Origin of the sequence: Sphingomonas albertensis (assembly GCF_014358075.1) — a bacterium.
In the GTDB taxonomy this organism is placed as follows: domain Bacteria; phylum Pseudomonadota; class Alphaproteobacteria; order Sphingomonadales; family Sphingomonadaceae; genus Sphingomonas; species Sphingomonas albertensis.
In genome coordinates this window covers 23317-48022 of the sequence record NZ_JACONT010000018.1, presented here as the reverse complement: position 1 = coordinate 48022, position 24706 = coordinate 23317, and the positions used below count along the sequence as shown (strand labels likewise).

The window sequence follows — 24706 nt, the reverse complement described above, 5'->3', positions numbered from 1 at the left end:
TTTTCGGGTTTGAGCGCCAGCCGGAAGCCCGATGGTCCGCGGCATTTGGGAAACGGCTTTTGCCGCAGCCGTTTCCCAAGCGATCTCGGCTAGCCGCCGGTGGTGATGGCCGCCGCGATCTCTCCCGCTTTCGCAGCCTTGAGCGTCCCGCAGAGCCGGATCGATTCCAGCGCACGCTGATAGGCCAGCAAACCGACATTGGCCTTCCGGACCACGGGGCCGATCTTCGCATCGATGCTGGCGGCCCGATCGGCGCCGCATTGCGAGGCGAATGCAGACGGCAGCCGGCTGGTGATGAAGATGCCGTTGGCGCCCGCGACGAGCCGGTCATAATTTGCCAGCACCCAGTCGGTACCGAGATCGCGCGTCTCGACCGTGCCTACGACACCGAAGATCAACTGCAGGCGATCGAAGCCACGCAGGCGTTTGTCGTCGAGCGACAACAGGTACTGGGCGACATCCGCGCGACCGCTCGACGCCGCTGCTGCCAGGGCGCTCGATCGTAGCGTCGAGTCCTCGCTGGACAGCCCGCGCTCGACGAGCATCCGGGCGACGGGCAAGCCGCCGTCCTGCGCCAACGCCGTCAAGCCGCCAAACAGAAAGCCTGGATCGAGTGCGGCCGCGTCGCCGCCGAGGAAGCGGCTGGCCGCATCCTTCAGCTTTGCGCGAACGGCCGGGTCGTGCGCGTCGTCCGCTACGAGTCCGACCAGCCGATGGCGCAGGTTCTGGCGTCCGGGATCGTCGCTCGCATGCGCGCCGACCGCGGGATCGAAGCCGAGCTTGGTCAATTGCGGCGTATAGATCGACGCCATCAGCGAACGGTAGGCCGGCAGCGAGGCCGGCGCGATCAGGCCGCGCGAGCGCCAGCCGGAAATCCGTTCGCCGGGATCCACGCTGGCGGTAGCATCCGGATTGTCGGCCATCGCGCGCGCCTGCGCGATCAGCCATGTCGCAGGCGCCTTGCCGGCCCGGAACGACGCCCACAGGCTGTCGGTGGTCGCGATGGCTTCGCCCGGTGACAGCGTGGCGGACGAGGCGATCAGCGCCTGCCAATCGGCTGGCGCGAGGTCGAACCGGTAATAGCCGGTGCCTCCGACGTTCGGCATCAGCACGCGCCCGGCTGGGACGGCCAGCGTCGCGGTCTTCGCATCCATCAGGGTGCAGTGTTTGCTGGCGTCGACGCGCACGCAGAAGGGGATCGTCCACTGGAGCGGCGCCGGCTTCGAGCCCAGGAACGTGTAGCGCGCCTGCACTGCGGTCAGCTTGCCGCCGTCGCGGCGTATGTCGATCACCGGCACGCCTTGCTGGTCGACGAAACTGGTCAGCGCCGCGAGCAGCTTGGGATCATGCCCTGCATCGGCGATCGACTGGAAGAACTGCTCCGACGAGGCGTTGCCGTAAGCATAGCGCTTCAGGTGGAGCCGTACGCCGGCCTTGAACTTCTCGTCGCCAAGATAGGCGGCGATCATCGCGACGACGTGACCGCCCTTGCCGTAGGTGATGTTGTCGAACGCGGCGTCGATCTGGTTGTTCTCGGTGATCGCCTGGTGGATCGGGCGCCCGACCTTCAGCGCGTCGGTGTTCATCGCGCCGAACCCCTCGGCGATCGCACCGACCCCGATGCCGAGCTCCGGCCGCCACTCGTTGCCGATGCGATAGCCCATCCAGTTGGCGAAGCTCTCGTTGAGCCAGATATCGCTCCACCATGCGGGCGACACGAGATCGCCGAACCACTGGTGCGCCAATTCGTGACTGACGATCATGCCGAACGACTGCTTGTCGCTGGTGGTGGCGTTGCGATCGAGAAAGATGATCCCGTCGCCATAGGTATCCGCGCCGGCGTTCTCCATCGCGCCGGGCATGATCGGCGAGCCGATCTGGTCGAGCTTGGGGAACGGGAACGGCTCCCCGAAATAGCGCTCGAGCAGGCTCACGATGCGCGGAGTCTCCGCCATCACATAGGCCATCTTGTCTTTCTGGGCCTGCGTGGCGACCGCGCCCAACGCCATGGAATGCGCGCGCTCCGGTGTCGGCGCGATCATTCCCGATTGCCTGACGAAGGGCCCTGTATCGACCGCGACCAGATAGGTGGGCAACGGCTTGGTGGGCGCGAAGCGATGCGTTTCCAGCCCCGCGCCGGTTTTCGTCACCCCGGTTTCGGGGCTGTTGCTCACGACCGTCATGCCCGGATGGGTGGTGACGGTCACCGTGAACGGTTGCTTGAACCCCGGTTCGTCGAAGGACGGAAACGCGGCACGTGCATCGATGCTCTCGAACTGGGTCCAGCTGTACCAGCGGTCGGCGACCTTGACGTGGTACAGGCCAGACGCGTCGTCGCCGAATTTGCCGCGATAGTCGAACACCAACGTGGCGGCACCGGCCGGGACGGGGCCGGCGAAATCGAGCCGTGCGGTACCCGTCGCGTCGACCTGCGTGAAGGTCGCGGGGACGATGGTGCTGCCGATCCGTGCAAAGACCTTGGTAACGACGAGATCACGGCCATGCAGATAGAGCTTGGTCGTGCGGGCTTTGAGCACGACGTCGATTTCGTCGTGGCCGGCAAAGCCGTCGCTTTCGGGAAGGATGGTCAGGTCGAGCCGGTAGGCCTTCGGCACCGCGGCATCGGAAAGCCGCCCCTTGGGTGCGTTCGCATCCGGAACGATGCGCGTTGCGGGCGACTGGGCAGCCGACTGGGCAGCCGACTGGGCAGCCGACTGGGCAGCCGACTGGGCAGCCGACTGGGCAGGCGACGGGGCAGCCGACTGGGCAGCCGACTGGGCAGGCGAAGGGGCAAACGCCGTCGTTGATAACAGCGCCGCGACCGTCAGTATAAATCCGTTGCGCACCGCGTGTCCCCCTTGTCGTTCTGGCGGGCACGCTAGGTGGTCGCGATCATGACGGCAAGCTGGGGACGGGCGCAATTCGAGCTGTCTGATTGGCCGGGTGAAGAGAGGCGAATAGAGGGCGATCTACCGGCCGGGCAGGGGGCTCGAATTATGAGGAATCTAGCCGCGGTCGCCCGTTCCCAGCGATCCAGCGCGCGGCAGGGGTGGCGGATCGGGAGTCCGCCGAGTGCATAAACCCATCCCACTAATTTATAGTAGTAATTTCAGGCTTATAATCACGGATACCCCCTACGATACCCCCTATGCACCGCGTCATGGCCGTACTCCGGCGGGAGAGCGATCAGTAAGCCAAGCCTCAACTTCGGCAGCAACCCACCCAACGCAATTTTTTCTTTTTATATCACTGCCGTTTCGCCTCGACTGACAAAGATTTTCACGCAGGTAGGGCGTCCGCCGCCTTGCCCTGAACACCCGTTCGGAGGAGGCACAGGCAGTGCCGTTGCGAATGGCCAAGACTGGGCGCAAACGAAACGCCCGAGTATGGGGGAAAGCCGCCCGTCTGTTATCGAGCAGCTACCATCGTAAACAGCCGTTCGTTCAGATGGTGGGGCAGAAGCCCGACCAACCGCTTTTGGCTTGAAAAGGCGTCACGCGATGACGCCGCTGAGATAGAGTCCCACCCCGACCAGCGACGTTGCCGCCAGTGTCGCAGTGTGCCGGTCTTGAACCGCAGTACCGCGACGATCGCCGCGGCCGATAGTGTCAGCGCCCACGGATCGAGACTGGCGAATACCGGCGCATCGAAGCGGAATGGCCCGGTTGCGATCGGGGCCACGGTGCGGAAGAGCGTGTGGATCGCGAACCAGAGGGCGAGGTTGAGGATGACGCCGACCACCGCCGCGTGGCTTCGACGGCATACAAGCCAGTTGGGGCGCGCCGCATGATCCGACCCCAACCTTCCCACATCGTTATGCGACCGCATCGACATGCCGCCGGTGGCCGATCTGCTGCTGTTCCTATTGGTGGGAAGCGGCCTAGCCACGTTCGGGCCGTTCGGCGTGGTTAGCCGCCTTTCGTTTTGTGTCGGCCGAGCTCGAATGTCGCCGCTACCGGTTAACCGCTTGTTCGAAAATAAACAATTATTCATACGGAGGGTATTAACTGTACCGTTTTATTCGCGCCGTCTCCCAATGCGGGGCAGCATCGGCGCGTCATCGCCGTCAGTCATTGCGATAGGTGCTATAGATCCGTCGGTGCCATAGCGAACACGGTCGATTGCCACCTGGCGCTCGCCCTTCAACGGTCCGGTACCGGATCGCTGATCCCAACGGTGATATATGATGAGCCAATCGCCTGCCGGCGTTCGGACGAAGCTGTGGTGGCCGGGTCCCTGATGCGATGCGTCGCTTTTGAGAATCTCCCCCCGATAGCGCCACGGACCGATCGGCGAGCGGGCCGTTGCATAATGAACCGAGTAATCCGGCCGGTCCCAATGGCCGTGGCTGTACGAGAGGTAATAGACGCCGTCGCGCTCGTGCATGAACGCGCCCTCGGTGAAGTTGGGAGGCTGGTCGACCGGGACTTCCCGTGCGAGACTGACCATGTCGCGACCGAGTTCCCAGACCCGCAGCCTGGCGCCCGCGCTGCCGCCGGCGTAGAGATAGGCCTTGCCGGAACGCGGATCGACGAAGGCCATCGGATCGATCGCCTCGAACTGGCCGTTCGCCTGTCGCCCGCCGGTCACCAAAGGCCGGCCGCTGTCGCGGTATGGGCCCTGCGGTGCGTCCGCGACGGCGACGCCGATCCGGCTCGGGGTCGGGTTCTGCGGCCCGACCGAATAATAGAGATACCATTTGCCGTCGCGTGTCGCGACGCCCGGCGCCCACAGGAAATGCGCCTTTGCGCCGTCGTCGCCGATCCAACGGATCTGATCGCGGCGCAGGATCACGCCACGGCTGGTCCAGGTCCGGAGATCACGCGACGAGAACGCACCGAACCGGTCCGCGGCCCAGCTTCCACCCGGACCGCCGGTAGGAAAGATCCACATCTCGTCGTCGATCATCATCGCGTGCGGGTCGGCACCTTGGAACACCGGGTTGCGCGCGGTCGCCGCTGCCGCCGTAACCAGTGCGACCCCGATCGCGCTCGCGATCCATGGTTCCCAACGCCACGTCATTGCGCTGGCCGCCCATAATTGAGCGCGAAGACCGCCTTGAAAGCCAAGGTCCTTACGCCCATCCGTCTGACATCCGTACGCTGCATGAGTATATCTCCTGTGATCGCCGTGTCAGGTCAGAACCGAAACCGTACGCCGAGCGAATAGGTGCGTTCGAGGTAGAAGATCTGGCGTGCGAACTGGTCGCCGGCGTCGTTAAACTCACGATAGCGCCGGATCGGATTGCCCAGCACGTTGACGATGTCGAATGCCAGCGTGACGCTCGGCACTGGCGTGACCGTTGCCGACAGATCGAGCTGTCCGCGCGCTTTCTCGATGACCCCGCCTGTGCGTTGCGCGCCGTTGACGTCAACGTCGAGCGGCTCCTGGCTGTAATATTGCACGAAGTCCGAGCGGTAATTATACGCGACCCGCGCCGAGAAGAACGGGCGCTCGTATAGTCCGACCAGATTATAGGTCCATTTCGATACGCCGTTGAACCGCTGCTGTTGGCCGGCGACGTTGGGCGACGTCGCGAGCGTCGAGGCGAGATCGCCCTTGGAGTCGACATAGGTCCCATTGGCCTGGAGGCCGAAGCCCTTTGCCCAATTGGGGAGGCCGTCGATGTCGAGGAAGCTCGTAAAGCCGACTTCGACACCCTGGAACCGCGTCGCGCCGGTGTTTTCGGGCTGCGTGAAACGTACGCGGCCATAAGTGGGGTCGGTGGTGAAGACGGTCGTGTTCGAGATGAAGCCCTGCGCATCGCGACGGAAGATCGCGCCGGTCAGCGAACCGCTCCGCGAAAAATACCATTCGAGGCTCGCGTCGTAATTGTTCGACGTCAGCGGCGACAGGTTCGGGTTGCCGGCCGTGATAGTACGCGCGTTGCTGTTGGGGTCGTTCGAGTTCGGCGGATTGTTCGGATCGATCGTCGGCGGCGATCCGACGGTCAGCGCAGGATTGAGGTCGAAGAAGTTCGGCCGGGTCCGGGTCTGCGTATACGCGAGTCGGAGCTGCAACTCATCGGTAGCGGCGACACGTGCGCTGACGTTGGGCAGGTAGTCGGTGTATTCGTTCTTCGCGGTGACGGGCGTTATGACGAAATTTCCCGGCGTCTGTTCGTCGCGTAGGAAGCCGCTGATGCGGTTCTTCGTGCGGATCGCACGCAAGCCTACGACGCCGTCAACGACGACGCTGCCGATATCGAAGCCGTATTTGACCTGGGCATAGGCGGCCAGCGCCTTCTCGTTCGCGCGGAAATTCTCCGACGGGTTGAATTCCGGTCGTCCTGCCGGCGCCCCGTAGAAGCTGCGCAGGGCGACGAGATTATCGCGGATGCTGCTCGACGGGATCGCGGTGAAGGTGCGGATGGGGAAGGTGTTGTTATAGCCGAACCCGGCTAGCGTGGATTCCGTGCTGACCGGCAGCGCGGTGATCGGCAGTTGCGCGGGCAAGTTGAAGATGTACGGCGCACCGCGATCGCGGTTGGCGTCGCGATCATTGTAGCGGAGGCCGAACTGCAACCGCTTCAACAGCCCGTCGCCGAAATCGTACTGGACGTCGACGCGCGACTGGATGTCTTTACCGCCGACCTTGGTATATTCCTGGAAGAAGCCGCGGCTGAGGTAATTGGCCGGGTCGGTCAGGTTGAAGTCGACCAGGTTCAGCGTCGGGCCGCCATCGGTACCGGGGGCTTCGAACACGACGTTGCGCACCGGCGAACTGCGGAACGTGTAGTCGATGTTGATCAGGTCGAACGTGTAGCTGCTGTCGGTATAGGCGACGTCGCCCGAGATCTGCAGATTGTCACGCTTCCAGATCGCGCCGCCACCCGCCTGATAGGTGTTGGTCGTGCCGTTGGCCGACCCATAATATCCGTCGGGCGCATTGGCGCCCGTCACGGTCGCGCTTTGCGCCACGTTCGCGTTGCCGGGACGCGTGGTCAGGTTCGTCAGCTGGAAGTCGGCACCGCCGAAGATCGGGACGAACATGAACCGGTTAGAGTCGCGTCCGCGATAGCCCTGGTATAGGCCGTCGACATAGATTTCGAGTTCGGGCGTCGGCTTCCATTGGAACGCCGCGTTGGCCGATGGCCGCCAGCGTCGACCGTAACCGAGAAAGAGCGATTGTGCGTCCGGATAGCGGATTCCGCCGGCGGTATCCGGTGTATTCGCGGAATTGGTCGTGCTTACCACCAGCGACTGCTCGCGCGTGGCGTCGAGGAAATTGATGCCGACATAGGAGGCGTTGACGAGCAGGCCCATCTCGCCGATCCCGGTGTCCCACCGATCGCTGACGAGCAGGTTGCCGTTCCACGACATCTTGCCCGATTGCTGCCAGTTCACGCCGTTCAACGACCCCGACAGTTCGAAGCCGTTGAAATCGAATGGCCGACGGCCGCGAACGTTGACCTGGCCGCCGATGCCGCCCTCGATCAGGTTGGCGGTGCCCGATTTGTAGACTTCAAGCGCGGCGACCGTGCCGGCAGGGAAGTCCTGGATCTGGACGAAGCGGCCTTCGGCGGTGAAGATCTCGCGGCCGTTATAGGTCGTGCTGAGATCTGGCAGCCCGCGCACCGTGACACCCGCCGACTCGCCGCCGCCCCGCGTCACCTGCACGCCCGACACCCGCGCGAGCGCGGACGACGCGAACGTGTCCGGCAGCTTGCCGATGTCCTCGGCGACGATCGCATCGACGATGCCGTCCGAATTGCGCTTGATCGCCTGCGCCGACTGGAGGCTGCGACGAAGGCCGGTCACGACGATCTCGTCACCGCCCTCGGTTGGGCTTTCCTGGACCGACGGCTGTGGTGCGGCGGGGTTGGCATTCTGGTCCGACGCCGTCGTCGGCTTGGGCAGATCCTGGCCGCCGGCTTTGACCTGAGTGGTGCTGGAAGTCTGTGCGGTTGCCGGTGCCGCCGTGGCGATCGCCACGGCGGCCACGGATGCGCAAAGGCGTGCTTTCGCGTTCATGTCTCTCTCCCCTTAGTGTCGCTGGTTTTCCATGCGACTTGGCGTCACGCTAAAACGATCAATCCGCGCGATCAATCCTTTTGTAGGACAAGAACGGTGGATTCTTTGTGGGGTCTTGTTGATCCGAGGCTTGGCCCGCTATCCGTTGCCGCGGATGCGGAAAAAGCACCGCGGTGAGACAACTGCGTATCGTCGATATGCCGAGCGGCGAAACCGTCGGACGGGAGAGGAACGCCCGTGGGCGATGGCAATTTTGCGCCGAAGATCTGCCTTGGTTCGAACTCGTCGGAAAAGATGCTGGCGAAGTTGCCGAGTATGGCGACGCCCGCCGGGCTAAATGTCTTGGGCGGGTGTCCATCGCGCAGAGCGATGCACGCTATCCAGCAGCTCAGTCGGTATTTCGATAGGCTCTGCCGAACTCGGGGCAGGCTAAAGTTGATCGATACGCACAGGCCCGCCCCCTCGTTGCTGCGACCTGACCCTAGGATTAGACGGTTTACGGTATTCGAACGGCCAGATCGGATTCCGCTTGCCTCATGGCTAGAAACGGTAATCATATCATGCACCTGCTATGGTAAGTCGCGAAGCAGATGGGGGCATTGGTAGGAGTGTGGAATGTCTCTTACGATGGAACAAGTCCAGCTCGTGACCCAAAGCTATGCGCTAATCGCACGATCTCCTCGCTCGTATTCCGAACTTTTCTATCATCGATTGCTCCTGGATCACCCCTTTGCCCGAGCGCTCTTTCCCGACGATATGACACACCAGATCGTTATATTTGCTAAAACGATGGACGTTCTCGTTCAGAATGTTGCAAATCTCGATAGCCTACGCCCAACATTATCGGATTTGGCCAAAAGGCACGTCAAATACGGCGTCCGCGCGTATCAATACGCGGCAGTTGGAAAAGTATTGATCGACACATTCGAGGAAATCCTAGGCATCGGTTTTACCCCTGATATCCGTCAGGCGTGGGAGGCCGTCTACAGAGAAACTGCGGGCGCCATGATTGCGGATGCGTATTGCGACCCGGGACACAAACCTTTGGAATGATACCGTCTCACCGCTCGCAAGAATGATAATTGGATTCATGGAGCGGAACGAGCGTTGCCGATGTTCAGGCAATACGGGCCACTGACAGCGGTACGCTGTAGTATCGACGGACGACTATAATGAACGTCGTCACTTTCAAGCGATATAAGACGAGGCTTGTCGTACAAAGCAATAGGGAACGAAAAGAGAGTAGATCGAACGGCTGCAACTCGAGATAGATTTTTGATGAAGCTGCCGATGACATTCATTTCGCCAGATACGGTCGGCTCGCGGGGTACGAGGCGTTTGGCCTGTATGCGGAAATTTCGCTGTGGTCCTTATATCGCCCCTCGTGGCGATGTGAATTACGGACGAAATGCGTTGGGACCAAACCGATTGTGTAGCGGCCGCGGCGCGGCTTATCGCCCCTTGGTATAGTTTTTGAACTAGACTTTTGCTGGTTCATCAAATGCGAAGGCGTGCATCCGTGATTGGCGTATCCTCGATTATCGTCATGCTCATATGGGCGGGTGTCGCACTGGGCGTATTCTGAGCATAGCTCGTTTTAAGAATTACCGCGCTGGGCACTTCCCATAACCACAACGTAACGCTTTGGCGTCAATCAGGGTTCTGGGAGTAGCCTGTGAGACTATCGATATCAGCACGCGTATCCATAGCCTGCACGTCGGTCATCGTGATGGCACTGGCGCTGTTGGCAATCGGCCTTTCGGTCAGCAATAAAATCCATCAGGCGGATCTGCGGATTACGCGGCTTAGCGAGGCGCTCGGCCACGAGGATCGGCTGGATCAGGCACAACGTCGGTTGCGTCAGGACATTGGCCGCCTGACCCGCGACGCCGAACGCGGCGTGAAGGTATCCAACGCGGGTTGGATAGACCTTCGCGAGCGGATCGCGGACTTCAAACGGCGTTCGTCGCAAACAGCCCAGTCACCTGATGGCAGATCCGAAGTGAGATCCGCTCCGATTAAGGAGGTGCAGCAAGCGGCAGCTGCTTTTGCCAAGGCTTCGGACCAGTTGATTGAAACGAGCCGGTTAAGACCCTCCGGCATCAAGTCCGCCATGCCTCGCTTCCTGGGCTCGCTAACGGCCTTGGAGACGAGCCGTAGTCAGGCGCGCTGGGCACTCACCTCGGCAATATGGAAGGCGGCGGACCAGAATAGGCGGGAGAGCCGTCGGGACATCGTCTCGGTGTTACTCGGGGGCCTCGTAATCGTAGCGATGGTATTCGGCATGGCCATCTGGCTTCGTCGCAGACTAGTATCACCGATAACGGTCATGGCTGCGCGACTGCGCGAATTCAAAGTGGGTGCAAGCGACGGAGAGGTTCCCGGAATGGAGCGGGCCGACGAGCTCGGCGACCTGGCCCGGGGACTGTACGAATACCGCAACGCTGTGGAGAGCCGCCGGGCCGCCGAACGCCGCGCCGAGTTCCTTGCCAACCACGATATGCTGACTGGCTTGGCGAACCGCCTGCTGTTCGAGAACCGCCTCGCCCATGAACTCGCTCGCAGCGGGCGGACAGGTGACATCGTAGCGGTGTTTGCCGTCGATCTGGACGCGTTCAAGGCGATCAACGATCGACTGGGTCATGCGGGTGGAGATCGCGTCCTCAAACGCACGGCACAGCTCCTGTCCTCGTGCGTCCGTGGCGATGACCTGGTCGCGCGCATCGGTGGTGACGAATTCGCCATCATTCAGGTAGCGCGCTCACAGCCCGTGGCGGCGGAAGCACTGATTTCGCGCATCTTCAAGATGGCGTCGGCACCGTCGGACGAGGGCGTCGCCATCAAGATGAGCGTCGGAGTGGCCCTTTCGGAACCGGGTCAGGCAGGAGAGGAGCTTCACGAACGCGCGGACCTCGCGCTCTACCGCGCCAAGGCCGACGGCAGGAATACGGCGCGGATCTACGACAAGCATTTGAAGGACGAGGAGAGCCAGCGCGTGCAGCTCGCTCGGGACTTGGAAAATGCTATCTCGGCGAATGAACTTCGTCTGGTGTTCCAGCCGATTGCGGACACGGTCTCGCTGGAGATTGTCGCGTACGAGGCGCTGCTTCGCTGGCTGCATCCCCGCCGGGGCGAAATACCACCCGACGTCTTCGTACCCATCGCGGAGTCCAGCGGACTCATCGGGACTATCGGTTCATGGATGATCGATCAGGCACTTCGTGCTGCATCGACCTGGGATCCCCGGGTATCACTGGCGATCAACCTGTCGCCGATACAGTTTCGCTCCGTGAGCCTTGCGACCGAAATACGCGATCTCTCAAGGCATTGGGGCGTCGCTTTTGACCGATTGGAGCTCGAAGTGACGGAAAGCGCGACCCTTCTGGGATTTCAGCGCGACAACGTTCTCGCCACGCTCAAGACGTTGCGCGATTACGGTGCCAAGGTCGTGATGGACGACTTCGGAACAGGGCATTCGTCGCTAAGCAATCTTAAGGAGTTCACTTTCGATAAGATCAAAATCGATCGGAGCTTCGTTGCCACGATGGACAGCCATGCTTCGTCATCATCGATCGTCAAGGCGACGATCGGTCTCGGCAAAAGCCTGGGGTTGATCATCGTTGCCGAAGGGGTTGAAACCGACGAACAGTTGTCGATTTTGCGACAATGGGGGTGTGACCAGGTTCAAGGGTTTTTGATCGGAATGCCGGCAGACTGTTTACCTGTTGCTCCTACTGGGCAACACGCGACGTGTGCAAGTGGGGCTGGTAGGAAGCCGTAGCGCAGGCTGCGTTCGCCCACGAGCGGACGTTCAAACCAAAAACCGAATTACTGAAACCGGCCGTTCGTTCAGCGCGACCTTGCCCGATGCAGGCAACCAAGCCTTTACCGTTCACCTGCTATCTTGACGGTCATAGATCGGGAGCGGGTATGAACAAGGCTTATTTAGGGGCGACGCTGCTCGTTTTGGCGGGCTGTGGGTCTGCTAGTGCTTCTGCGATCAATCCCTCCGACGATCTACACTGCGCTGTTGTGATCCGGACGTTGGAGCGGGGCGCCGACCAGCTTGGAGCCAATGCTACCGCCAGAAAGGGACTCTATGTGCTTCAGACCTGGTACTTCTCAAAGATAAAACGAGAGCGTCTTGATGAGGCACAAGGTGTTGTTGAAGCTATGAAAAAGTACCCGGGAGAAGTATCTTCCGCAGGTCAAAAGTGCTCGGATCGGGCGTTCAGTGATCCCGGTTTCTCACGCTGGAAATCGTTCGCTTCGGACGACTACGATCGAAAGGCGACGCGGTAGATCTCTACCCCTCAAACATGCATTCCCAAATTCGGTCCCTTTTTGGGAAAGGGCGGTAGCGTCAGGGACTTCCGCTAACGCCGTCTGCCTTCCCAATAGCGGACGGTCCGCAATCCTTCCCATCACGACTTCGCGAGCGGATAGCCGGGCTTGAAAATCGGTTATTCGCAAAGATGAATCAGCGTCCGAAGTTGGGAAGCCAAGGAAGGGGCGTAAACGTCTGGTTCTGGGTCAGCGCCGGGGGCGGGGCGGGGCGGCGTGGTGTCGTCAGACGCACGGAGTTGTGGATGGGAATGGTAGCCATCTGACTGTTGGCGCCTAAAGCCGCCCTTTGCCTCACCGAGAAGGCCCGGTTAAGATCACGCGCCAGGCGGACTTTCCTTTCTCGCGTTTTAGCCGCAAGTAACGGTTAAATGGCTGTCCCACCCGACTATTATTCAGTTTTAGGTGTTCCCTCGACGGCAAGTCGCGACACTATCCACGCCGCGTGGAAAGCGCTGCTCCGTCAATATCACCCCGATGCCAACCATGGTGTGGATGTCTCTGCTCGTGCGAAAGAGATCAACGAGGCGTATTCCGTTTTGGGAAAGAAGGAAGCACGTGCCGCCTATGATCGGTCGCAGATCAGGCCGTCTGCCCACCGAGCGACCGAGGACCGCCCGTTTCACCCCAGGAAAGCCGGCAGGCGCCCGATGCGACCTAGCCCGTCGATGCAGCCCGGCGGTAGCTTCTCGCAGCCGCTACAGCCCAACGAATGGCTGATGGGCCTTTTCCTGCTGATCCTCACCGCCGCACCGATCGCTACAATCCTGGTTCTGTGGAATGAGGAATCCGGATTGGCACCTGCGGCTCGACGTAGCGTCGCCGCTAATCCCATGCGTGAGCCCTCCGCAAAAGACGTCCGCAGTTCATCGGGCACAAAACTCGGGCTTGGACAGCCTGCTTCTTAAACTAACGCCCAGTCGGGACATTCAAGTTCGCAGGGTCAGGCGCCAAAAGCCGTCGTAACGCGGAGATGAACGAGCGGCCGAAGTTGGGGAACTGGGAAGGGGGCGGGGACGTCTGATTATGGGTCTGGCCGGAAGCTGTAGGGCAGGGTGCATTCGCCCGATTGCAGACGTTCGCGGCTGGCTGATCGAGCGGGATTTACGGTAACAGGTAGGCGTAAGCCACGAAGAACGAAATCGTCATAGTAACAAGCACGATGCCTATCCCAAGCCAACCATTGAGAGGCGGCTTCTTCGATGTACTGGCTTCGCGAGATGATTTTGTCATGCGGCACCTATAGGCTCCAGCGGTTCCGAGCGAAACCCGAGCCGACTGCCACGGCCTAGTCCATCCTATCGGCAATCACAATTATGCAGGCGGCGCAAATCGAGAAAGCCTCAACGAGGCCCGATCGCGAATACGCCGATAGCGTCCCCTTTCCTTCCCATCACGACATTCGCGACCGGATAGCCGCCTTCATAATCGGTCCCTCGCAAAGGTGAACCAGTGTTCGAAGTTGAGAAGTGAGGGAAAGGCCGTAAGAGTCCGATTAGTGGTCTTTGGTTCGATCTCGGACGTGCCACCCGAGTGGGGTCTGCCTTGCCAACGATCGGGTGCAAGACCAACGGTGCGCGCATGACGGAGAAGCTGGCGATGTCCGAAGATTACGCACGCGGGCGGCGAGATGGACTGCGCTTGGCACTGTCGATTCTGGAGGCAGAGGAGGCTAAGTGGGAGGCGCTGCTTGGTGAGAGCCCATCATGGCGGACGAATGCGACGCGTGCGATCCGACACAAGGCATATCAGGTCGCACGCAAGCGAGTGCAGACTGCATTTAACCGGTTCCTGCCAAAGTCAGAGTCCGCATTGCCGGTCGAGGTTGCATCCATGATTGACCAAGCTGGATTGTAGAGTGGTCGCCTTCGCGGGCTCTACCGTTCAATCCAGACTCGAGTTCGATCACAGCATTCAAACGTGATAAACGAACGGCAGGTTTCGGGGAACGGCAAAATGGCCCCGACCGTCCACAAGTGTGTCTGGCCGGAAGCCGTAGGGCAGGGGTGATCGCCCGCACCCAGAAGCTTGGGCTAGTAATTCGGGGCCCCGGGAGTAGCCATTCGTTCATTGCGATCTTGGCGCACTTTCCAGACATAAGTTGCAATCGGGGCGCCCGGGATTGGTAAAGCTGTCCAGTTACGGCCATTGGGCGAGCACGAAAAAGTTGATCGCGAAAGCGATTGTGCTGATATAGTCTGGCATTGGAGGTAAATGCAGCAATGGAAAGTAGCCGTCAGCTGGAGAGTATCGCCCTCGCAATTGCCCCAATGCTAGCGACTTCTGTGTCCGAAGTTTGGATCGTAGCAGAAGTTCATGACGATTGGATACAGAGGCGTTACGATGTCGTGCGCAACGGTAAGCTTGTTGAGGGGGTGGAAGGTGAGAGAACCGTGGACCGATCTGTCAATGATGCTCTATCCGCCCTAAGGCGTGACATGCTTAAAGAGCGTCAGGAAGACTGGCATCATTGCACCTATGTTTTGAGGTCTGTCGGAACCTTCAAAATGGAGTTCGATCGTAGCAGGCCGCCGAGCGTGTGAATGTAACGATAGATCCTCCTGCAAAAGGAGGCGGCGCCACAGAATGTCGGCGATCGCCAGCACGTTCCCGAAAGCTGTCGTTCCGCTTTCCTTCCCGACCCGGTCATTGCCGAAAAATCGATCTCGACGGGTACGCGGGATCCGCGCCGGCTACGCCGTGGGGCTTTTGGTGCTACAAGCTAGTTCGGTGCTCGGTGACGGCATTAATCGATTTATGAATTTCGACTGACCGCGATCTAATTTGATAAGATGATCGTACTGACCAAATTCTGGCCAAACATCGTAGTTCATTGCTACGTCGTGAGACGATCTCGAATTTTGAGTCACTAACGGATTGAAAAACTGTTTTACGATTTCGACTATGCCGTCTTCCTGAAAAAGATAGGTTGTACCATTCTCAACCTTATCAGTAGCTCCGTCATGATCCCGGTAAGTAGTCATACTAAGAAATAACGTCCCAAATCTGACCTCCTTAAAAGCGTAATAAAGATATTCTCGAGACAGGCTGTCAAGAAATCCGACACCCACAAAACCTTTATTTATTTCTAAAAAGCAAAATGGGCGATCTACAGGACCCACTATAACACAATAGAGTTTTTTATTTTGGTGTGCTGACCGCGCATATTCCTCTGGCCAAATTTCCGTAGGCTGCTTTCGGGCCCGAAACCAGGATTTGCAGTATGTCATTTGGCTTTGCATAAGCGCAAATATACTCAACCGGCTGCGAAGTGAAACCACCTGCCGTTAAGCGCAAGCTTTCTCGAAATTCGATCCTTTTCGACAACGACGCAACGCCGCGCAGTGTCGGCTATCGAGGTCTGCATCGCCCAAAGCGGATCGTCTGCAATCCTTCCCCCCATCACGACTTCGCAAGCGGATAGCCGGGCTTGAAAATCGGTTATTCGCAAAGATGAATCAGCGTCCGAAGTTGGGAAGCCAAGGAAGGGGCGTAAACGTCTGGTTCTGGGTCTGCTCAACCGGGATCCGCGTCGACCGGGGAGGGGGGCGCCGCCGCAGCTGAATATCCTTGCTACCCCTCCGATTGAATGTTGCGGCCAGTGGACGGTCGCGCCCGCTCTGCAAGCTAAGCAGGTGCGCACTCTAGGCACCGCACGGCGCCGTCCTTCGGGGATGTCGTCGCCGCAGATTGTACAGAACGGTTCACTCGTTCCGCTTGGTATGCGTGCCGTGCGGCCAGCACTGCGTCTGCTACTGGATCGTCGACCTGATCCTGAACCGCGCCATCGCGCGTCCAACCGGCGGCCATCTGCCGCTCCGTACCTGGGTTAAACAGCCAGTATTAGAACACCGCTCCAATGAGATTATGCCACTCTTTTCGGCACAGGCCGGCTCCCCGTTTCCCAGGAAGCCAGGCCTGTGGATTATCAAGCTGCTGGTTCTTCGGCCTTGCGCTTGCGCGGAGCCGGAGTGGGCTTGGCGTCCGCCCTAGCTGCATTCGTTTGGCCAGGCTTCCGACCCAGGCCAATGCTCTTGGCCATAGTGCGCCGTGCCTCTGAATAGGTAGGAGCGACCATGGGGTAATCAGCCTTCAGGCCATAACGCTCGCGATACTCCGCTGGAGTCATGCCGTTAGTGGCGAGGTGACGACGTAGCGTCTTGTACGGCTTGCCATCGATCATGCTGATGATGTGATTGGGGCTGGCAAGCGACTTACGAGCCGTCACTGCTGGGGTGTATTCTTGAGCAGGTGCGTGGGGCTCGGCAGCCGTCGCGTTACCGTCAACCAGCGCCGAAACAGTTTCGTGCATTTTGTTCAGGAAGGCCGGAACGTCGTCAACATTGGTACGCGTGTTAGGGTTGGCTAACCAAGCGATCGTCAATTCTGTGGCGAGTTCTACGGGGTTTAGGTCAAGGGTGGTGTCGGACATGAAAGGGCTCCATTTCTGAAGGCGCATTTAGGTACTGGATTGGTATCTGGCAATCTAAGACCGCGTCAGGGCATCTACTTGTTGCGATGGGGTTCTTCGAACTGGTCGCAGGGTGCCTCATGGGGCCTAAACGTCGCGGCCGTCTGGCCTCCCGCCCGTACTTGCGCACTAGGTTGTCGATCTCCGCGTCGCAGGAACGCGGAGACACTAAGCCTTTGTCGAAGTCATATCGGCGTCAGCCTTCCCGTAAGCGACCGTCTGCGATCGCTCCCATTCAGCGTGACCGTCAGCGAATTAGCGGCGCCGACCGAGGTCCCTAATCAAGATGAACAAATGGCTGAAGTCGGGAGGCGGGCCAGGGTGTTCGAATGTCCGGGTATGGGTCGTCTTTCGTTGGTCAATTCCAATTATAAGACGGCTTGAATGCTTGATGTTCAACAGACCCGTCAGCCAAGTGGTTTTAGTTCACCTGCAATCGTCAGCAGCGCGCGCAAACCCGCGGGTAACTGTCGTCGTCCGGAATAGTAAAGGTAGAAGCCCGGCCCGGTCGTTATCCACTCGGTTAGCACAAGGCGCAGGGTGCCGTCTGCGACATGCTTGGCGAACAGGGGCTCAAGACCGAACGTCAGCCCCGCGCCGTTCAGTGCCATTGCCAGCGTTGATCGGCTATCGTCGGCAGTCATTGCGCTTTTTATAGGCACATCGAAATCTCCGTCAGGCCCCTCGAATTCCCACCGGTAGATACTGTCGTCCCCAAGACGCACTCCAAGACACCGGTGATGCCTCAGCTCGTTTGGGTGCGCTGGTGTGCCATGTTCTTCGAGGTAACGGGGAGAAGCTGCGACAACCCATCGGAGGTCAGTTGAAAGTCGCTGCGCGATCATGTCCTCGGGGACGGTGCCGCCATACCGAACGCCTGCGTCGAATCCCTCGCCAACGACATCGACGATGCGATTGCTCGATACCAGATCGACCTCAATATCAGGGTGACGGCGAGACAGTTCGGCGAGCACAGGACCAAGCACCAGCGTTACCGCATCGACCACGGCGTTGATGCGGATTTTCCCGCCAGGAGAGGCGCGGAGCTGATCTAGGTTCTCCAACGCGGAGCCGATGTCAGCAAATGACCCGGAGACCGATTCTTCCAGCGCCTTTCCAGCCGACGTCAAGGTTACGGATCGGTTGGTCCGGTTGATCAGTCGGACACCCGCGCGCTCTTCGAAACTTTTAAGAGCATGGCTGACCGCAGAGGCAGACACGCCAAGCTCGAGGCCCGCCCGACGAAGATTGCGGTGCCGCGCGATCGCCAGGAAATAGGCAAGGTCGGTAAGGTTGGTGCGGGTAACGAGCATCTCCTGATGTTGAGCCAGATTCAGTATCGCATCAAGCTGCTGACGGGTAACCTACTTTTGTTGAAAGCGTTTAATAGTCCTGACCGGCGCCCATTGGCGCGCCCACGGAGGATCGCCGATGGCTAGTGAGACTTTTCAATTGTCCCGAAGGGAGATGCTGATGAGCACCGCCACTACTGCGGCAGTATCCGCCATCGTGAGCGAAACGGCCGGCGCTGCGCCGCCCGCGCAATCCCTACCGACATACAGGGTCGCCATGAGCGTGAACGGAACGGCCCAAGCGCTGACGCTCGATCCGCGTACGACCCTGCTCGATGCGCTGCGCGAACATCTGCATCTCACCGGCACCAAAAAGGCTGTGACCACGGGCAGTGCGGAGCGTGCACGGTCATCGTCAACGGTGAGCGTATTAACGCCTGTCTCAGCCTCGCCGTCCAGCATGAGGGCGATGCCGTAACCACTATCGAAGGGCTCGGCACACCCGAGCGCCTGCATCCGATGCAAGCCGCTTTCGTGAAGCAGGACGGATACCAGTGCGGTTACTGCACCCCGGGGCAGATTTGCTCTGCCGTCTCTGTTCTCGAGGAAATTAAGCAAGGCATTCCCAGCCATGCGCAGGCCGATCTTATGGCGGCCCCGCAGCCTACCGGCGCCGAAATGCGGGAGTGGATGAGCGGCAACATCTGCCGCTGCGGTGCCTATTCCAACATCGCTGAGGCGATGGCAGACGTCGCAGGAGCGCGCGCGTGAAAAGCTTTACCTACGAGCGGGCAGGGACGCCTGCGGACGCGGCACGTATTGTCGCTAGCAATCCTGACGCGCGATTTCTGGCCGGCGGTACCAACCTACTCGATCTGATGAAGCTCGAGGTCGAGACGCCCACCCATCTGGTCGATGTGCAGGACCTCAAGCCCGACCGGATCGAACCGACCGACGCTGGCGCGCTGCGGATCGGTGCGTTCGTCAGCAACACCGCGCTGGCGAGCGACGAGCGGGTGCGGCGCGACTATGGCGTGCTCAGCCGCGCGATCGTTGCCGGCGCCTCGGGCCAGCTGCGGAACAAGGCGACGACCGCTGGCAATCTGCTCCAGCGGACGCGGTGCCCGTATTTCTACGACACCAACCAGCCCTGCAACAAGCGCAAGCCCGGTTCGGGTTGCGCTGCGATTGGTGGCTATTCGCGCCAGCTTGCCGTCATCGGATCGAGCGAGTCGTGCATTGCGACCTATCCGGGCGACATGGCGGTCGCGATGCGCGTGCTCGATGCGACAGTCGAGACGGTGAAGGCGGACGGGAAGACACGATCCATACCGATCGGCACCTTCCATACGCTGCCGGGTAGCACGCCTGAGCGTGATAACGTGCTTGATCACGGCGAACTCATCACCGCGGTCACCTTGCCGCGCCCCATCGGTGGTGCGCATGTCTACCGCAAGGTGCGGGACCGCGCGTCCTACGCGTTTGCCCTCGTTTCGGTCGCTGCCATCGTCCAGCGCGACGGGAGCGGTCGCGTAGCATTCGGTGGTGTCGCCCATCGGCCTTGGCGCGTGGAGGCTGCGGAGGCAGCGATGCCCCGCGGCGCGGTCGAGATGGCGAAAGCGGTCTTCGCCGACGCACGACCGACCGACGATAACGCATTCAAGATCCCACTCGCGACGCGCACCCTCGCGGCGGTCATTGCAGAGGTGAAAGCATGATCTTCGACACACCCGCAGGCGCCAACCCGACCGACCGGATGAAGGTACTTGGAAAGCCACTCGATCGCTACGAAGGACATCTGAAGACCACCGGCACCGCGACCTATGCTTACGAATGGCAGAACGTCGCCCCCGGTGTCGCCTATGGCTACATCCTTGGTGCCGCGATCGCCAAGGGTCGAATCACGTCGATCGATACGCGCGATGCAGAACGCGCGCCCGGTGTGGTCGGGGTCGTTACGTATCTGAATGCCGGCAAGCCCGGGGTCGGAAAGTTCTACGTTCAGAAGATGCTCGCCGCGCCTGAGGTGGACCATTACCATCAGCCGGTCGCGGTCGTCGTCGCGGAGACCTTCGAACAGGCTCGGGCGGCAGCGGCGCTGGTGCGGGTCGGCTATCAACGGACGGCGGGGCGTTTCGATCTGGCCGCGCAGAACGGCAGCGCGCCTGTTCCGCCGGAAGGCGAGTTTGGCGGCCCCAACGAGAAGCAGGTCGGCGATTTCGTCAAGGCTTTCGCCGCGGCACCGGTCAAGGTCGACGAGACCTACACCGTACCCGACCAGGCACATGCGATGATGGAGCCACACGCTTCGATCGCAAAGTGGGACGGCGACCGCGTGACGTGCTGGACGTCGATCCAGCAGATGAACTGGGGAACGCGCGACCTCGGGCTGATACTCGGTATCCCCAAACAGAACGTCCACCTGATCTCGCCCTACATCGGCGGCGGCTTCGGCGGAAAGGGGACCGTTCAGATCGATCTGGCGCTGGCGGCGATCGCGGCACGCGTGGTCAAGCGTCCGATGAAGGTCGCGCTGCAACGTCCGATCATGTTCAACACCACGATCCACCGGCCCAGGACGGTTCAGCGTGTGCAGCTGGGGGCGGGCCATGACGGGCGGCTGACTGCGATCGGTCACGACAGCCTGTCGGGCAACCTCGTCGGTGGGCGAACCGAGCCGACCGTCACCTCGACGCGGACGCTGTATGCAAGTGCCAACCGGCTGATCCGGATGCGGCTGGCCACGCTCGACTTCGCCGAGGGTAACGCGATGCGGGCGCCCGGCGAAGCACCTGGCCTGATGGCACTGGAGGTCGCGATGGACGAGCTGGCGGAAAAGCTGAAGATGGATCCGATCGAGCTTCGCGTCGTGAACGACACGCAGGTCGACCCCGAAAATCCCAGCAAGCCTTTCTCGACCCGAGCGTTCGTCCGTTGCCTGCGGGAGGGCGCCGAACGCTTCGGCTGGGACAAGCGCCAGAGCAAGCCCGGCGCGGTCCGCGAAGGGCAATGGCTGATCGGTATCGGGATGGCAGGAGCGATCCGTGGCGGCAAGATCGCCAAGGCCGGCGCGCGGGCGCGGCTCGATCGGCAAGGTGTCGTGACGATCGAGACCGACATGACGGACATTGGCACCGGCAGCTACACGGTCGTTCAGCAGACCGCGGCCGAGATGATGGGCGTCACCCCCGACCGGATCGTGGTCAAGCTCGGCGACTCCACCTTCCCGGAAACGCCGGGATCGGGTGGTCAGCAGGGCGCGCCATCGGTGACCGCCGGGGTCTACGCAGCGTGTATGAAGCTGCGCGAAACCGTGGCCCAGCGCCTCGGCTTCAACACTGCCGAAGTCGACTTCGCAGACGGGCAAGTGCGCAGCGGAAACCGTTCGGTAAAGCTCGCCGACGCGGCCAAGGATGGCGAGATCGTGGTCGAGGATCTGATGGAGTTCGCCAAGCTCGCCGATCAGTTCCAGCAGCAGACTTTCGGAGCGCATTTCGCCGAAGTCGCGGTCGACGCCTATACCGGCGAGGTCAGGGTGCGGCGCATGCTCGCGGTCTGCGCGGCGGGACGAATCCTCAATGCCAAAACTGCGCGTAGCCAAGTGATCGGTGGGATGGTCATGGGCGTCGGCGCCGCGCTGATGGAAGACATGGCGATCGACAAGCGCTTCGGCTTCTTCGTGAACCACGATCTCGCTGGCTACGAGGTGCCGGTGCACGCCGATATCCCGCATCTCGACGCCTTCTTCATTGACGAGGTCGATCCGACGATCTCGCCGGTAAAGGCCAAGGGTGTCGGCGAGCTGGGTCTGACCGGGGTCGCTCCTGCGGTCGCCAACGCGATCTACAACGCGACCGGAGTGCGCGTGCGCGAATATCCGATCACGCTCGAAAAGCACCTCGACGCGCTGCCAGCACTGACGTGATGGGGGCGGTTTTGCTGAGCGCTCGAACGGCGAAGATGAACGAGTGGCTGAAGTTGGGAAGCAAGGGAAAAGGCGTTAGCGACTGATTATGGGTCTTTCCAACCCCGCGCTGCGGGGCAGTTCGCCCAATAGCGGTCATCCAATGCGTTGATCGACGTTCCCGAAATCGGCCCCTCATTCAGGTGCTAAGTTGCGGGGGGACCCTGACACGGTTGGCGTGGGCGGTTCCGCAAGGGCGTTCGTTTGACGGCTTCGATCCCCGCCCATGGTGAAAGGCGCAGGGTCCTTAACGGGCAATGCCTTCCCCTTCGTTCTTTTCTTTCAAGGGTCGCATCTCTTCGGCGTCGCGGGTCATTACGAACATCACGGGGGTAAAGGAGGCGTAGATCGCATAGAGCGGCCAGAACGCGCCCCAATGACGAAGCGGAATACCTTGGGAGGCAAAGTACGCCACGAGGGGAACGATCGGCGTAAGGCAGCTAATAAGGCCCGTGAAGTTGGCACGTGATGACATTCTGCATCTCCCCGCTTCGCGCCGTAGCCAGCGGCGGTTAAGGACGGTTCAAGCGCCGTCGGTCGAGCCGGGACCCCGGCCGCAGTTCGCCTTCACAGTCCCCAACCGCACCCCAGGGCTCCGCGGAAACCCACTGTCCATTTGGGTCCCATGCGACCCCGCCGGCTCCATCCAAGCCGGACCGAAAACCGCTGAGGTCGAAGGGGCGGCGTCTTCCGATCGGTCTCCTGAGGGCACCACGGGTCCCATTCGGTGACATTCAGGAACGGCTGGTTTACTCCGCCCTCGCGGTCATTCCGCTTACGCCCTACCTCGCCCGAAAGCGGCCAAGCCGCTTTTACCACCAGTTCGTCGGTTCCATGTTGCGCACCCAGATACGGTGCAAGAACCCCCGCCTCGCCCGCGAGCTTTTTAGGTGGCTTTGGATGCAGTGGCTGGCCTGCTGCAGACCCGCCGAAATCTAGCCTTAAATAGCGGCATTAAGCACTCCAGCTGGATGCAGTTTGCTGCACCTCCATGCGGATAGCAGCCCCCCGTGATGGCAAGCCAACGATCCACGCGATCAGCCATACCGCCGCCCCTCGATCGCTTCTGACCCCGCTGGAGCGGGAGGCCCAATTCCCCGCCCCCAATCCTGCGCGCCCGAATTACGCGCTATTCCCCCCGCCTCGCCCGCAAGCTTTTCGTGTCGGTTTCAGTGCGTTAACAGGCAACAGCCAGTCCCACGGTATTCCGCCGCTTTTGGCCACATATCACGGCAGCATCGACGGTGCGTCTCGGTGCACCAACGGCCACCTGAGCGAAACCGCATGCAGCAAGTCGATGGAGGACGTTCAAACACGCCAAACGGCTCGCCTCCTATCGCCGCGGGTCGGTGCCGACCGCACCGTCATAGAGTACGACCGAGCACCGCTGGACGCGACCCGCCGCCGATGCCCCAACATCGGGTCATTTGAAGAACCTGTCGCGGTTGTCGATCGGCGATCTTTCCTCTCTATAAATGAATGGTGCTGGTTTCAGGCCGCTAGGCGGACTCGCGCACATTCTCGTCCAGCGCGTCCGCAAGTCGGGCGAGGGCAGCCGCCAGCGCATCGTTCCGGACACGAAAGCCCACCGCTTCGCGTAACGGCAGCTGAGCCACCATCTCCGCCTGCTCGGTGCGGGCTTGCTTAAGATGTTGGACCCTGTCGGCAGGCATTGGCGCGGGACCAACGATACGCTCCACAATCACGCGGGCAAACGCCGGAATGCAGAGTCGGTACGCGTTGCTGATCTGGCGGATTCTGGGCCCGGCACCTTCCGCCTCGGGAATCGGTTCTGTCCTGCGGATCCAATCCGGAAAGCCGTGGTCCTTGAGCGCTTTCAACGCCCGCACGACAGCGTCACGCGACCGCCGCAACTTTCCCATGAGATAGTCGATCGACGGCTCAAGCCGGCCTGACCGGTGACACACGATGCGATACAGCGCGCGGAGGACTTCTAGCCCAACGTGACCTAGTGGTCCGTTACGCTTGCCAGGCTGCTTGTGCTGCCGGTCATACCCTTCTGCCGCGATCATCGCCGGTCCCATCTGACGCTTGCTGAGCGGGCGCCAGAATCGGGCCTCGCAGGAGCCCTTGGGAAAGCTGTCGCGCCGGATGCGGTTACGCGAGCTGCCGTACTGGCTGGCCTTGCCGGCAATGATCTCGTGGAGCGAGCGCGCGATCATGCCATCGCTCCCTCGCAACACCTAGCGGCGCGGTCCTTCGAGTAGCTCCGCTGCTGGCGCAAACCCATCGAGCAGGAGGTCGGCCCACTCCTGCGCGATCTCGATACGACGCGGCAGGTACGCAGCGCGGTTGTAGGTCGCCTCGACGCCATCTGGAATATGCGCGAGCATGAGATCGATGATCGCGCGATCGCCCGGTCTGTCGAGCGCCTGCGTGCGCTCGTTCATCACGGTCGAGAATGTCGACCGCCAGCCGTGCGGCACATGCCGGGCCCGGACCGCCAAGCGATTGTAGAAATACCCGATCGCATTCTCGCTGATCGGCTTGTGAGCGTGGCGCTGGCTCGTAAAAACCAGCGGGCCGCGCGGTGCGAAGGCACGCGCTGCCCGGAGCACATCCATCGCCTGTCTGGACAGTGGTACCAGAAAGTCGAAGCGGTCGTCCTGCTTGCGCGCGACCTTCAGTTTCATGCGGTCCG

At 61.0% G+C, this 24706-nt stretch carries 18 protein-coding genes and 1 pseudogene; 9 read left to right on the top strand and 10 right to left on the bottom strand.

What is annotated here, in order from left to right:
- Positions 1-89 precede the first annotated feature (89 nt).
- The 4 genes from H8S47_RS09870 to H8S47_RS09850 all read right to left on the bottom strand — a co-directional run bounded on the left by H8S47_RS09870 (position 90) and on the right by H8S47_RS09850 (position 7973).
- A complete protein-coding gene (locus H8S47_RS09870) occupies positions 90-2846 on the bottom strand; it encodes a M1 family metallopeptidase (protein ID WP_328805485.1) in 2757 nt (918 codons plus the stop codon).
- Between the two features lie 562 nt (positions 2847-3408).
- Entirely contained in the window at positions 3409-3741 is a 333-nt protein-coding gene (locus H8S47_RS09860) for a hypothetical protein (protein WP_187503698.1), read from the bottom strand.
- 276 nt (positions 3742-4017) lie between these two features.
- On the bottom strand, positions 4018-5022 hold the full coding sequence (locus tag H8S47_RS09855; protein ID WP_187503697.1) for a family 43 glycosylhydrolase: 1005 nt from the start codon (positions 5020-5022) through the stop codon (positions 4018-4020).
- A 116-nt stretch (positions 5023-5138) separates the two neighbouring features.
- Entirely contained in the window at positions 5139-7973 is a 2835-nt protein-coding gene (locus H8S47_RS09850) for a TonB-dependent receptor (RefSeq protein ID WP_187503696.1), read from the bottom strand.
- 615 nt (positions 7974-8588) lie between these two features.
- Between H8S47_RS09850 and H8S47_RS09845 the strand changes: the two genes are divergently transcribed.
- The 6 genes from H8S47_RS09845 (at position 8589) to H8S47_RS09820 (ending at position 15089) form a co-directional block, all read left to right on the top strand.
- Positions 8589-9026 carry a globin domain-containing protein gene (locus H8S47_RS09845; protein ID WP_187503695.1) on the top strand — a complete coding sequence of 146 codons (438 nt, stop codon included), beginning with the start codon at positions 8589-8591 and terminating at the stop codon, positions 9024-9026.
- 676 nt (positions 9027-9702) lie between these two features.
- Entirely contained in the window at positions 9703-11754 is a 2052-nt protein-coding gene (locus H8S47_RS09840; RefSeq protein ID WP_187503694.1) for a putative bifunctional diguanylate cyclase/phosphodiesterase, read from the top strand.
- A 149-nt stretch (positions 11755-11903) separates the two neighbouring features.
- Positions 11904-12275, top strand: coding sequence for a hypothetical protein (locus H8S47_RS09835; protein ID WP_187503693.1), 372 nt, complete (start codon positions 11904-11906; stop codon positions 12273-12275).
- Between the two features lie 413 nt (positions 12276-12688).
- A complete protein-coding gene (locus H8S47_RS09830; RefSeq protein ID WP_187503692.1) occupies positions 12689-13225 on the top strand; it encodes a J domain-containing protein in 537 nt (178 codons plus the stop codon).
- Positions 13226-13898: 673 nt separating this feature from the next.
- Positions 13899-14174, top strand: a complete 276-nt coding sequence (locus H8S47_RS09825; RefSeq protein ID WP_235982751.1) for a hypothetical protein — start codon at positions 13899-13901, stop codon at positions 14172-14174.
- 729 nt (positions 14175-14903) lie between these two features.
- On the top strand, positions 14904-15089 hold the full coding sequence (locus H8S47_RS09820) for a hypothetical protein (protein ID WP_187503691.1): 186 nt from the start codon (positions 14904-14906) through the stop codon (positions 15087-15089).
- Between the two features lie 484 nt (positions 15090-15573).
- Here H8S47_RS09820 and H8S47_RS19260 read toward each other — a convergent pair whose 3' ends face one another.
- The 3 genes from H8S47_RS19260 to H8S47_RS09805 form a co-directional block, all read right to left on the bottom strand.
- A complete protein-coding gene (locus H8S47_RS19260; RefSeq protein ID WP_328805484.1) occupies positions 15574-16116 on the bottom strand; it encodes a TraR/DksA C4-type zinc finger protein in 543 nt (180 codons plus the stop codon).
- A 129-nt stretch (positions 16117-16245) separates the two neighbouring features.
- Positions 16246-16749 carry a Ros/MucR family transcriptional regulator gene (locus H8S47_RS09810; RefSeq protein ID WP_187503690.1) on the bottom strand — a complete coding sequence of 168 codons (504 nt, stop codon included), beginning with the start codon at positions 16747-16749 and terminating at the stop codon, positions 16246-16248.
- Between the two features lie 446 nt (positions 16750-17195).
- Positions 17196-18101, bottom strand: coding sequence for a LysR family transcriptional regulator (locus H8S47_RS09805; RefSeq protein ID WP_187503689.1), 906 nt, complete (start codon positions 18099-18101; stop codon positions 17196-17198).
- A 118-nt stretch (positions 18102-18219) separates the two neighbouring features.
- Between H8S47_RS09805 and paoA the strand changes: the two are divergent.
- The 3 genes and pseudogenes from paoA (at position 18220) to paoC (ending at position 22005) form a co-directional block, all read left to right on the top strand.
- Positions 18220-18851: pseudogene (paoA, locus tag H8S47_RS09800) on the top strand (aldehyde dehydrogenase iron-sulfur subunit PaoA).
- The gene (locus H8S47_RS09795) at positions 18848-19798 is read left to right on the top strand and encodes an FAD binding domain-containing protein (RefSeq protein WP_187503688.1); all 951 of its coding nucleotides are present in this window, start codon (positions 18848-18850) and stop codon (positions 19796-19798) included. The pseudogene paoA and the gene H8S47_RS09795 overlap by 4 nt, the downstream one beginning before the upstream one ends.
- Positions 19795-22005, top strand: a complete 2211-nt coding sequence (paoC, locus tag H8S47_RS09790) for an aldehyde oxidoreductase molybdenum-binding subunit PaoC (RefSeq protein WP_187503687.1) — start codon at positions 19795-19797, stop codon at positions 22003-22005. Before H8S47_RS09795 ends, paoC begins: the two co-directional genes overlap by 4 nt.
- Before the next feature lie 286 nt (positions 22006-22291).
- Here the strand turns inward: paoC and H8S47_RS09785 are convergent, their stop codons facing one another.
- The 3 genes from H8S47_RS09785 to H8S47_RS19140 all read right to left on the bottom strand — a co-directional run bounded on the left by H8S47_RS09785 (position 22292) and on the right by H8S47_RS19140 (position 24698).
- Positions 22292-22519 (bottom strand): hypothetical protein, encoded by a 228-nt coding sequence (locus H8S47_RS09785; protein WP_187503686.1) that lies wholly within the window; start codon positions 22517-22519, stop codon positions 22292-22294.
- A gap of 1024 nt (positions 22520-23543) precedes the next feature.
- Positions 23544-24227 carry a helix-turn-helix domain-containing protein gene (locus H8S47_RS09780; RefSeq protein WP_187503685.1) on the bottom strand — a complete coding sequence of 228 codons (684 nt, stop codon included), beginning with the start codon at positions 24225-24227 and terminating at the stop codon, positions 23544-23546.
- 21 nt (positions 24228-24248) lie between these two features.
- Positions 24249-24698 (bottom strand): tyrosine-type recombinase/integrase, encoded by a 450-nt coding sequence (locus H8S47_RS19140; RefSeq protein WP_328805482.1) that lies wholly within the window; start codon positions 24696-24698, stop codon positions 24249-24251.
- Between the last annotated feature and the right edge of the window lie 8 nt (positions 24699-24706).